The organism is Lysinibacillus sp. VIII_CA, assembly GCF_049943995.1.
GTDB lineage: Bacteria > Bacillota > Bacilli > Bacillales_A > Planococcaceae > Lysinibacillus > Lysinibacillus pinottii.
Window position 1 is genome coordinate 1 of record NZ_JBNFXM010000013.1, and the last position, 12,831, is coordinate 12,831.

A 12,831-nucleotide genomic window follows, 5' to 3' on the forward strand; every position below is an offset into this window, starting at 1 on the left:
TTTCGTTCACTAGTAAATCTAGCTACTTAAAACTTTATTGATTACGTTTTGCTTGTTCAGTTTTCAAGGTTCATGTTTTGCTTTGTTTTAGCGTGTCACCGTGGCGACTTGTATAATACTACACCCATATTTTTAAAAGGTCAACACTTTTTCAAAAAAAACTTTAAGTTTTTTCTCGACATTGCATTACTTCCTATATTAATAATCAAAATAAAACTTTGACTACAAATAATATTTTCACCCTTAACGTCTATGTTATACCACTAATTAAAATATAATTTTATCATATCTTTCTAGAAAAATTTAATAGATTTTTTGTAAGAAGGAAAAAATATATAACCAATCCTTCATTGTATAATTGAAATGAGCGGATGCTTTCAGTGCGAAAGCAAGACAGTAGCAACAAACCAAAGGAAGCAGCGACCACATTCAAAGCTTAACGCTTAATAGAAACAACGGCTGTACTTGATTTCATTGTAAAAAATGACGATGGACAAACTCAAAATTTTGAATTGGTCCATCGTTGTAAAATAAGTTTTACAATGGGAAAAAGAATGGAATAGCTATCATCATGACAATAAACATAACAATTTGTAATGGTATCCCTATTCTTACAAAGTCCATAAATTTATAGCCACCGGCAGTCATTACTAGGGCATTAGTTGGGGATGCAATTGGTGTTGCAAACGCCATACTTGCAGCTACTGCTACTGCAATCATAAATGTTGTAGGATTAACCTCCATTGCTATTGCAGCACTCATAGCAATCGGTGCAAACAATACAGCCGTCGCCGTATTACTAATAAATTGTCCAAATACAGCTGTTAAAATATAAACACCTATAAGCACACCATAGGGACCATAGTCACCAAGAACTTTAATAATCCCTTCCGATAATATAGCCATGCCTCCTGTCTTTTCTAAAGCTGTCGCCATAGGTAGCATGGCTGCCACTAGCACTATACTTTCAAAATTCATATTGCTATACGCATCTTCCATGTTACGTAAGCAACCCGTTAATATCATTAAAACGGCACCAATCATAACAGAAATAACAGCAGGGAAAATTTCGAATGCCATTAATATAATCATAAACAGCATAATAATACCCGCAATACCAGCTTTTCCTGTAGCTGCTGCTACACTTGCGTGTTCTTTTGGCTGACCGACAACCACAACATCTTGGGTCTCTCTTGCTAATAAAAGAATTTCATCCCAAGCTCCCTGCACTAAAATAGCATCTCCAAATTTCAACTTATGCGAAACCATGTCTTGGAGTTTATAACCACCTTTACGATTAATACCAATTATATTTAGGTTGTATTTTTCTCTAAACCCTAACGAGCTAACCGTTTCATTGATAAAGCTGGAATTTGGCGTGAGCAGTACCTCTGCAATACCGAGATGCTTGGAAATCAATTCATCAGCTTCCCCTTCCACTAATCCTTGCATTTCGAGGTGATAATCCTCAACAAAGTGACGAATATCCTCTTCTTCTCCTTGAACATACAGCTCGTCCTTTGCGTGAATTACACTTGTTGGACCAGCCATTTCTTGATACGTCATAGGTAGTAAGTTGATGCCTTCTTGTGACTTTCGGTGAATTTTCATCATACAGAGCGTGTACTTAGCTGGTAGCTTTAACTCTGCTAACGACGTTTCTATAATAGGAGAATCTTCAGGAACAGAGATTTTAAATAGTCGATTATTTAAATCATATTGCTTAATGATTTTCTTCGGTGAAAGCTTATAGCCCTCATTTGTTTGTGTACGATGTTGATCTTTTGGTAATAAAATATTGCGCACAAGCACTAGATAGGTAATTCCTGCAATCATACCCACTATACCAATTGGTGTTATCTCAAAAAATCCAAGCTTGCTATAGCCTCTATCCACCAATAGCTGACTGACAATTAAATTAGTTGGGGAGGCAATCAATGTCATAAGACCGGATAGACTAGCTACGTATGAGAGTGGCAATAAAAATTTAGAAGGGCTAATTTTCATACTAATTGCCATACTCACTACTATTGGCATCATTAATGCTACTGTACCAGTATTACTCATAAAGGCACCAACAGACCCTACAATGATGAGCAGTAATATAAATAATTTCAACTCACTATTGCCCGACCATTTAAGTAATAACTGCCCCGCCATTCCCGCAAGACCCGTACGTAAAATTCCTGCACCCACGACAAAAAGCCCTGCAATCATTAAAACTACAGAGTTCGAAAATCCAGCTAATGCCTCTGTGGGCGTTAGAATATCTGCAATAATAAATGCTAAAAGTGACACAATGGCTACAAGATCTGCTCGTATTTTATTGGTCACAAATGCAAAAATTGTTGCACCTAAAATAAGAAATGTTAACGTAAGCTGCACATTCATGAATTCCTTTCTAACATTAATTATTAAATTTATTGACAAAAAAGTCGTCACCTTTGCTATTTCTATTATAGCTTACGAAGGCTAAAAATAGTAAAAGTCACCATCTTTTCAAAATTAAAATAAGTGTGGCATGTAACCACACTTTTATTTTTGATATAAATGATGTTCTTTAATATAGTCATAACAAGCATTAGGCAAAAGATATCTCGGCTCTCCACCCATTGCAAATTCTTCACGAATATAGGTAGAGCTAATTTCCATGGCTAAGCCCTTATCAATAAGATGAAATCTCCCATCATCATTATTTCTTAAAATCGGGGATCGGCTAATGGTAGACAACATATCAATCCCATGCCTTGCCATAACAATGAATTTATTTTCAGCAACTAATGCGTCACCCTTTTTCCATAATCCTGCACCAATGTCTACTAATAAATCTGCACCCATAATAAAGTGGATTTCATCTTCTGGATTTTTTTCTCTAAAGTATTTCATTGTGTCATACGTGTAAATATTCCAGCCCTCTTGATCCATCTCATAGGAATCCGCCACAAAACGATCATCCTTAGCAATTGCTAAATGTAGCATATTCCACCGATGTATATCTTCTGTTTTTATGGTTTTATCTTTACGCTTATTTGAACAGGGTAAAAATATGACCTTATCTAATTTACAACGGTGTGCAACCGTGCTAGCAGTCCAAAGATGAACATTGGTAATAGGATCAAAGGATGAACCATAAACACCTATTCTCGCCATCATATCTTCCTCCCGTCATTTTCTATCTAGTATCCATCTTTTTTCGAAATTTTTTCTTTTATATCGTGAATGATGGCCCTCTTGTGATCCCAGCAAGCCTTACTTAAATCAACTGGATACTCTTCTGGGTTCATCGTTCGTTTGTACTCACACCATAACAATTTTAAATTTTCCTTTGCATATGCTTGTGTCTCTTGAATAGTGGGTTCCTCATATACTACTTTCCCATTTTCTACAATGCTTTTGTGCAACTCAATCGCTGTAAAATTCGTCACAAATTTGCTTATATACGTATGAACAGGGTGGAACATCTTTAACCGGTCTGTTTGCAGGACATTCTCCTCATCAAGGGCAATATAGTCACCTTCAGCATGACCATTCTCATTATTAACAATACGATAGACTCGTTTACGCCCTGGAGTCGTCACCTTTTCTGGATTCGCAGAGATTTTTATCGTATCGACCATTTCCCCATTTTCATTTTCAATAGAGACTAACTTGTAAACCCCACCTAGTGCCGCTTGATCATAGGCCGTAATTAGCTTTGTGCCGATTCCCCAAGCATCAATTTTCGCCCCTTGAGATTTTAAATGCATAATAGTATATTCGTCTAAATCATTGGATGCCATAATTTTTGTTTTCTTAAAGCCTGCATCATCTAGCATTTTCCTTGCCACTTTTGATAAATAGGCTAAATCACCACTGTCTAAACGGATACCAATAAAATTAATTTGATCGCCCAATTCCTTCGCTACTTTAATGGCATTTGGAACACCTGACCGTAACGTATCATAAGTATCCACTAAGAATACACAGTCTTTATGTGCAGCTGCATATTTTTTAAACGCCGTATACTCATCTCTGTAGGTTTGAATCATTGCATGCGCGTGCGTTCCCGAAACTGGAATACCAAATAACTTGCCTGCGCGTACATTACTTGTTGCAGAAAAGCCACCGATATAAGCAGCACGAGTTCCCCAAATAGCCGCATCAAATTCGTGAGCACGACGGGTACCAAACTCCATCACAACATCTTCACCCGTCACTTCTTTAATACGCGAAGCTTTTGTCGCGATTAGCGTTTGGTAATTAATAATATTCAGCAAAGGCGTTTCAATTAATTGTGCTTCAGCCAACGGTGCCTCGATTCGCAGAATAGGTTCATTGGCAAAAACCAGCTCCCCTTCTCTCATACCCCTTATAGTTCCTGTAAACTTTAGCTTCTGGAGATAGTGGAGAAATTCCTCTGGATATTTCCCTTCTTCTCGCAAATAATCTATATCACTTTGAGAAAACCCAAACTTGTTAATAAACTCCATTACTTTTTTTAAGCCAGCGAATATCGCATAACCATTACCAAATGGAAGTTTTCTAAAATATAGCTCAAAAACAGCCTTTCGTTGATGAACAGCGTCCTTCCAGTAAGTCTGAACCATATTAATTTGATATAAATCGGTGTGTAACATGAAACTATCATCTGCGTATTTCACTTCATTTCCCTCCATTTCTTAATATCAAATAACAGAGGCACCAAGTGTCTGCTCGAAATGACTTAAAGCCCACTCATGTCCTGCTTGATTAAAGGATGCGACAGCGTTTTTATGAATGACAAGATCAAATCCTTTATTATAAGCATCCATAGCTGTATGAAGAACACAGATATCTGTGCAAACTCCAATTAAATGAAGCTCTGTAATTCCCCTTTCACGTAATTTCAACTCCAAATCTGTCCCTGCGAATGCCGAGTAGCGAGTTTTATCTAGAAAATAAACATATTCTAGCTCTTTATTAGCTTCATACAATGGTTTTAAAGCACCATATAAATCTCGCCCTTTTGTATAACGAAGATTATGTGGAGGAAATAACTTTGTTTCAGGATGATAAAGATCTTCTTTTTCATGAACATCTATAGCGAAAACCGTAAACTCTTTATTTGATATAAATTCATTTGTTAAATTTACAATCGCTTGTTCAAGCAGTTGTCCTGGCTCTCCACAGGTTAGAGCTCCATCAGTCGCAACAAAATCAACTGTGTAATCAATATTAATTAATGCTCTCTTTTTCATCGTTTTATCACTCCGTTTTTTAATTAGTAATACCTAAATTACAAATTACTATTTTTAAAATAATCAGGAAAGACGTATCTTTCCTAATGGTAAATCGATTCTACCACTTCAAAATCATTAAAGGTATACAGCTGCGAAGGCCTAAACGAATTACGCTTTGTTTTCTTCGGCTTTCCTTCCGCATCCACAACTTTTTCGATAAAAGGTAATTTAGGTGCTTTTGTAAAAAATACAGAATCATTAGCGATTCGTGGATCTTCTTCAACTGTCAGTAGTACCCGTTGTAACTCTGATAAGGTAAACTCTTGCGGCAAAAAATTTTTAGCAACTGTTGTTTGCACCATATCTCTTTTAATAAATTCGAGGGCATCTGCAATGATGTTACGATGATCAAAGGCTAGCTGAAGTGTAAATACATCTTCAATATCAAATAACTCTACATCATCAGCATCATCATTTGCTTGTCGCTGCTCCATATACACCTCAGGAACAATCGCATAAAAAGCATTTGAAATCATCCAACCACGAGGATCTCGATCAATATCATCGTAAACACCAAAGTGCTGAACATGTAACCCTTCTACATTCGTCTCTTCTTTTAATTCTCTTTTTGCTGCAATATACGCTGATTCTTTTTGATGAGCATCAACAAACCCACCTGGAAGCGCCCATTTTCCACCTTCAATATTGGCATTGCCATCAGCATCTTTAGTAGCACGCTTAATTAGCATAATTTTAAGTGTCATGTTTGGCGGCGCCTTTTCTTCCGTTTTCTCCGAAGTAATCGTAAAAATTGCGATATCTGCTGTGTATCCATCAGGCGTTTTATATTTTGAAGAATCGTAATGCGCTAGCATTTCTTCTTCCGTACGAAATTTTGACATCTGATAACCCCTTTATTCACTACAAGGTTCGAGTAATTTGTAATTAACGAATTACTATTTAACTGAATTATACTCCTTCACTTTAAAAAATGCAAGCTTTTATTCAGTCCGCCAAAGAGCCTATATGGTCAAATTTTATCAATTTAGATAAAAAAGCATAAATAAAGCTTTGATGCCTTATTTATGCCCATTTACTTTATTGTTCTTTCAGCAAAATGCCATTTTGTACAACAACTTGCCCATTTTTAATCACTGTATTTGTATGGTTCATGCCATAGAAGTATTGTAACTGCTTATAATTAGCAACATCTAAAATAATAACATCAGCTTTTTTATCAACTTCAAGGGAACCTATTTGTTCGCCTCGATTCAATGCATATGCCGCATTAATTGTTGTTGCCGTTAGTACCTCCTCTAGTGTCATTCCCATATGCATGCAAGCTAAATTCATAATAAATGGTAGACTCATAGTCGGAGACGATCCTGGGTTAAAGTCCGTTGAAATGGCTACAGGTACCCCTTCATCAATCATTAGACGCCCTCTTGCAAACGGTGCACGTAAAAAGAAAGCAGTTCCTGGCAGCAAGACAGCAATTGTACCTGCTTCAGCCATTTTTTGAATACCTTCATCAGAAGCAACTAACAAATGCTCTGCCGAAATGGCTCCGACTTCCGCAGCAAGTTCAGCACCTTTATAAGGCTCAATTTCATCGGCATGTATTTTCGGTGTTAGTCCAAGGGCTTTGCCAGCCTCTAAAATACGCTTAGATTGATCTGGTGTAAAGACACCTTTTTCACAAAATACATCATTAAATTCAGCCAGTTCTTGCTCTGCAACTTTGGGTAGCATATCAAGAATAACCAATTCCACAAACTCATCCTCACGCCCTTTATAGTCGCGAGGCACTGCATGTGCACCCATAAAAGTACTAATAACATCCACATCATGCGTTGCTTGTAACTTTTTCGCTACTTCAAGTTGCTTCTTCTCAGTCTCCCAATCCAATCCATAGCCTGATTTGGCTTCAACGGTTGTGACTCCATGCTTTAAAAATGTATCTAAGTGCTGCCTTGTTTTTTCATACAGATCATCAAAGCTAGTATCTCGTGTAAGCTTTGTTGTGGCGTGGATGCCGCCACCCGCATTCATAATTTCCATATAGGTAGAACCATTGAGTCGCATATTAAACTCTTCTTCACGGGTTCCTCCATGTACGAGATGCGTATGACAGTCCACTAATCCTGGCATAACGACCTTACCTGAAGCATCAATTATTTTTGCTTTCTTTACTAGTTCAGGAAAATCTACCTCTAGCTGCTCAAAAGCACCTACAGCAACAATTCGATCTTCTTCAATAAGAATACTACCATTTTCCACTATAGCTATTTCTCGCATTTTCTCCTTTGTGCGAGGTCCTCGTACATTACTCATTAATGTAATCACTTCATTGGCATTTTTGATTAAGATGGTCACTTTACATCATCCTTTAACATTGGTATATGCACACCTTTGTTTTTAGCTGTCTGAATAGCAATGTCATAGCCGGCATCTGCATGACGAGCTACACCCATACCAGGGTCCGAAATTAACACGCGAGCAATTTTATCCGCTGCTAGCTCCGATCCGTCCGCTACTAGCACTTGCCCGGCATGCTGTGAATAGCCCATACCTACGCCACCTCCATGGTGAACACTTACCCAGCTGGCGCCGCTTGCTGTATTAACTAGCGCATTTAAAATCGGCCAATCCGATACTGCATCTGAACCATCCAACATGCCTTCTGTTTCACGATTTGGGGATGCCACTGAACCTGAATCCAGATGATCACGACCAAAAACAATTGGAGCTGATAACTCACCATTCGCTACCATTTCATTTACTTTTAATGCAAAGCGATGACGGTCACCATAGCCTAACCAACAAATACGAGCTGGTAAACCTTGCCATTTAACCATTTTTTGAGCCATATTGATCCAATTAACAAGACCTTCATCTTCTGCGAACATCTCTTTTGCAAGTGCATCCGTTTTATAAATATCCTCAGGGTCCCCCGAAAGCGCAGCCCAGCGGAATGGCCCTTTTCCTTCACAGAACAGCGGGCGAATATAGGCTGGTACGAAGCCTGGGAAATCAAAGGCATTGGTTACACCCATTTCTTTAGCATAGGCGCGAATATTATTGCCATAATCAAATACTTCTGCACCCGCCTCTTGGAATTCTAGCATTGTACGAACATGCTCTGCCATAGTTTCCTTAGCTCTTCGTTCATATGTTTTTACATCTGATTTACGAAGTGCTAAAGCTTCCTCAAATGTCATGTTATTTGGTATATAGCCATTAATCGGGTCATGTGCAGAAGTTTGGTCTGTGACAAAGTCTGGAATGATCCCTCTATTCAACAGTTCACGATTAACGTCTGCACAATTTCCAACAAGGCCAATCGATGCTGGCTCTTTTTGGTCACGTAATTTGTTTACTAATGCAACCGCTTCATCCACAGTTTCTACAAGATAATCACAATAGCCTTCTTTTATTTTACGTTCAATGCGGGCACGCTCTACTTCTACAACTAGGATGACTGCGCCAGCCATTTTCCCCGCTAGAGGTTGTGCACCGCTCATTCCCCCCATACCACCTGTAAGGATAAATTTACCGCGTAAATCTGCAGAGCCAAATACTTTTTTCCCTGCTTCTACGAAGGATAAATAAGTGCCTTGTAAAATACCTTGTGCACCGATATAAATCCAACTACCGGCAGTCATTTGACCATACATCATTAAATCTCGATCTTCTAATTCATAGAAATGGTCCCAATTAGCCCACGCTGGTACAAGATTGGAATTGGCAATTAAAACACGGGGAGAATGTTCATGTGTACGAAATACAGCTACCGGCTTCCCTGATTGGATCAATAAAGTCTCATCATTCTCTAATTTCTTTAATGAAGCAATTATTTGCTCATAACTTTCCCAATTACGAGCTGCCTTTCCAATACCTCCGTAAACAATCAGCTCATCTGGATTCTCCGCTACCTCAGGATCAAGATTGTTCATTAGCATACGCATTGCTGCTTCCTGTGTCCACCCTTTACAAGTTAGTTGGTTTCCACGTGGTGCACGAATACTTGTTTTAAATACCATAAAAAAACCCTCCTTTAAAATGATAAAAACGTTAGTAGCATTCTATTAAACTGAATATTCAGATATATAAATGAATAATCACTTATAAAGCAGAGGCGACTTAAAAAACTAAGTCTTGCCTCAGCTCTTCCCACTTAAAATCGTTTAATCAACTTTACACATATTCCTTTACTAGAGCATCACTCGTTAATAAATATTCCGCCAACGCCTCTATTTCATCACCAATTGGCTGATCTGCTAATAGTGGTGGACAAAACTCACGAACTTTCTCTAAGTACTTTCGTGTGGTTGGTGATAATTGTTCTTCTGCTTTATCTAAATATATAGCCTGTGATGCACAAATCATTTCTATTGCTATAACTAGGGCAGCATTTCGGACCATTTGACGTACTTGACGAGCCGAAGTTGTCCCCATACTTACATGGTCTTCCTGATTCCCTGATGTAGGAATTGAATCTACACTGGAAGGATGCGCCAACACTTTGTTTTCTGAGACAATAGATGCTGCTGTATATTGAGCAATCATCAGACCGCACTCAATCCCAGGGTTTGTCGCTAAAAATGGTGGTAAGCCTTCATTTAATTGTGGATTCACCATTCGCTCTGTACGGCGCTCTGAAATATTAGCCCATTCACTTACCCCAATTTTTAAAAAGTCCATTGCTAAAGCAATGGGCTGACCATGAAAATGGCCACCTGATAGTACTTCACCGTTTTCTAAAACAATCGGATTATCGGTCGTGGCGTTCATTTCCGTTTGTACTCGGTTCTCCGCGTAAAAGAAAGACTGCCAGGAAGCACCATGCACTTGTGGAATACAGCGCAATGAATATGCATCCTGCATACGAATTTCTCCTTGCTTTGTCACTCGCTTACTTCCCTCAAGCCACTTACGAATACGACCACCAACAAGCTCTAACTCTGGATGTGGTCTTACCGCTAAAAGGGCTGGGTCAAACGCAGATGTGATACCCTTCAATGCTTCTAGTGTTAAACTAGCAGCCATATCTGCCGCAAGCCCAATTCGTTCAGCCTCATTAACCGTTAAGACACCGATACCTGTCATAGCCTGTGTACCGTTTACAAGTGCCAGCCCCTCTTTAGCTTGGAGTCGAACAGGTGATAATCCCGCTTGCTGTAACGCCTCACTACCACTCATCACTTCTCCATTAAACTCAGCCTTACCTTCTCCCACTAGGACTAAAGCTAAATGTGATAATGGCGCTAAATCTCCGCTTGCTCCAACTGAACCCTGTGACGGAACAATTGGGTGTACGCCTTTATTAATAAAATCTAATAATAGCTGTACAGTTTCCTCACGAATACCTGAAAATCCACGAGCTAAGGCATTTGCACGTAAAACCATCATGGCACGTACAACATCAGTTGGAAACGGCTGACCCACACCTGTTGCATCTGATCGTAATAAATTCAGTTGTAAAAGCTCTATATCTTCTTCCTCAATTTTTATATTACTTAGTTTGCCAAAACCTGTATTCACACCATAAATAGTTTGCCCCTCCGCTAAACGCTTTTCAATACGTTCCCTACTTAAACGAATACGTTCTATACTATCTTCAGCAAGTTCAACCGTTGCATGCCCTTTAACGATTTTCTCAATTTGTTGTCTTGTTAATGTATTGCCATCAAGCTCGATGATCGACTTCACATGACATCCCCCTATTCCCTTTATGGCTTATGTAAAATTCATTTTAACGTAATCACTAAAGCATCCTCATTCAACTGCATTTAAGCGTTTTCATAGTAAATAAATTTTCCGCTGAATGAAGATCAATTACTCTATTTCCATTGTACTAACTACTTTTTTCAGAATATAGAGAATTTTAAAAGAGAAAACATGATTTTTTTCAGATTCCTATGTTATTTTTAATAATATAATCGTATTTTTTTATGAAACTAGAATATTTTAAGCGAGGTTAAATGTTATGAAGCTGTTATTAATCGACCGAGACCCCACTGAACTAGCAGGCATTAAGTGGTTTTTACATACCTATTTTCCAGGCGACGTTCTTATTGACATGTGCACTACTATTTCAGATGCATCTCAATACATCCGACAATTTAAACCGGATGCCATACTATTAAATATCGACCTGATCCCTAATAATGGCCTAACTTCTCTTTATGGAGATCTACAAAAATTTTCAGGTGCTATTTTAGCCGTAACAACAGAGCCCTTATTTAAAAACGCATTGAAAGCCATTGATTTACAGGTAGCTCATCTATTCATAAAGCCCATTGATTTAGAAGTATTAAAGCAAAAACTGACGGTTATTTCCGTGCGCTCACCACAAATCATAGATGATGCGCAGGAGACAGCAAATGAATCATTTTATAATCATTTATTTTTAGATACTAAATCAAACTCTATTGAAACTGGCATTCATTTTACAATAATTGAGCCTGAGCACGCCGAGACCTATAACAAGCTTTACAATTGGCTTCAACAAACACCTATATACTTTCATATGAAAACCTATCCTTTATCGAATAGAATTGTCTGCCTTTTTCAAACGCAAGACATAAAAGTGGTAGAGAAGGATGTACGTACTCTTATGAAGGAATGGCGTTTGTTTAGCAATAGTTCATTAAATATCGGGATATATGATGGACCTGCTACAAGCATTAAAAATATGTATACATTAACAAAGCGTGTACTCCACCAAAGTTTTTACGAAGGATTCGGTCACCTTTTTTACGCAAGTAAACAATTTGAAATACACCCCTTCGATCCATTACTAACACCAGAGGAACAGCAATTATTAATAAGTAGCCTGGAGGAAGGTAATCTCGAAGCCGTAAAAACATTTTTATATCGACTTTCTAATGAAGGCATCTATTATGAGCAGGATGATTTACGTATCCATCTAACAAGTGTCTTAGCACAAATTCGGCGCTTTATGTTGAAATATAAACTACACGAAAAAGCAGTCATTGAACAAAACTACCGTCAGCTATTTCATTTAATTATTGAGCATCCTATTTTTTATACGATTCTCAATGGCATTATTTCATTCACTCAGAGATTAATTGAACTTGCACGTGAAGCTCGCATGGAGAAAAGAGCCGATTATGTTGAGTTAGCTTTAGAAATTATTGATCAGCAATTTAAAGAGAGTTCCTTGTCTCTCCCCTTTGTCGCGCGTAAGCTTGGCATCAGCCCCAATTATTTAAGTACGATTTTTTCAAAAAAACAAGGCTTGCCATTTAAGCGCTATATACAGCAAGTTAGAATTCAAAACGCCCTTAAGATGCTACTAGAAACTGATTTTGCAATTAGTGAGATTGCTCATTTAAACGGTTTTGATGACCCGAATTATTTCATTAAAATATTTAAACAACAAATCGGTATGACCCCTCATCGATATCGAAAAAACTAATCAAGAATATTTTCAATTAGTTGTTTTCATTTTCAATCAAGGATTTTATTATGGGTGTTTAACTTTATACTTCTTTTCATTTACCGTACAAATACTGTTTAAATCTAGTTTATTAAACAACAAATTTTACACAAAAATTAAGCATATACAGCCTCTCCGATGCATATATTTATACTTTGTATCTCACTA

General features: G+C 37.9%; 9 protein-coding genes. 1 reads left to right on the forward strand and 8 read right to left on the reverse strand.

The genetic code is table 11. From position 1 onward, the window contains the following. Positions 1-537 precede the first annotated feature (537 nt). The 8 genes from ACP3VS_RS16240 to hutH form a co-directional block, all read right to left on the reverse strand. The gene (locus ACP3VS_RS16240; protein WP_426389297.1) at positions 538-2,391 is read right to left on the reverse strand and encodes an SLC13 family permease; all 1,854 of its coding nucleotides are present in this window, start codon (positions 2,389-2,391) and stop codon (positions 538-540) included. 144 nt (positions 2,392-2,535) lie between these two features. Further along, the gene (nadD, locus tag ACP3VS_RS16245; protein WP_031418133.1) at positions 2,536-3,150 is read right to left on the reverse strand and encodes a nicotinate-nucleotide adenylyltransferase; all 615 of its coding nucleotides are present in this window, start codon (positions 3,148-3,150) and stop codon (positions 2,536-2,538) included. Between the two features lie 26 nt (positions 3,151-3,176). Continuing rightward, entirely contained in the window at positions 3,177-4,655 is a 1,479-nt protein-coding gene (locus ACP3VS_RS16250; protein ID WP_036218016.1) for a nicotinate phosphoribosyltransferase, read from the reverse strand. A gap of 9 nt (positions 4,656-4,664) precedes the next feature. Further along, positions 4,665-5,216, reverse strand: coding sequence for a cysteine hydrolase family protein (locus ACP3VS_RS16255; protein ID WP_031418131.1), 552 nt, complete (start codon positions 5,214-5,216; stop codon positions 4,665-4,667). Between the two features lie 83 nt (positions 5,217-5,299). Then, positions 5,300-6,100 (reverse strand): NUDIX domain-containing protein, encoded by an 801-nt coding sequence (locus ACP3VS_RS16260; RefSeq protein WP_031418130.1) that lies wholly within the window; start codon positions 6,098-6,100, stop codon positions 5,300-5,302. A 196-nt stretch (positions 6,101-6,296) separates the two neighbouring features. Next, on the reverse strand, positions 6,297-7,532 hold the full coding sequence (gene hutI, locus ACP3VS_RS16265; protein WP_206700862.1) for an imidazolonepropionase: 1,236 nt from the start codon (positions 7,530-7,532) through the stop codon (positions 6,297-6,299). Positions 7,533-7,570: 38 nt separating this feature from the next. Then, a complete protein-coding gene (hutU, locus tag ACP3VS_RS16270) occupies positions 7,571-9,241 on the reverse strand; it encodes a urocanate hydratase (protein ID WP_012292489.1) in 1,671 nt (556 codons plus the stop codon). Positions 9,242-9,395: 154 nt separating this feature from the next. Further along, the gene (gene hutH / locus ACP3VS_RS16275) at positions 9,396-10,910 is read right to left on the reverse strand and encodes a histidine ammonia-lyase (RefSeq protein ID WP_031418128.1); all 1,515 of its coding nucleotides are present in this window, start codon (positions 10,908-10,910) and stop codon (positions 9,396-9,398) included. Between the two features lie 277 nt (positions 10,911-11,187). Between hutH and ACP3VS_RS16280 the strand changes: the two genes are divergently transcribed. After that, the gene (locus ACP3VS_RS16280) at positions 11,188-12,642 is read left to right on the forward strand and encodes a response regulator transcription factor (protein WP_012292487.1); all 1,455 of its coding nucleotides are present in this window, start codon (positions 11,188-11,190) and stop codon (positions 12,640-12,642) included. The last annotated feature ends 189 nt before the right edge of the window (positions 12,643-12,831 follow it).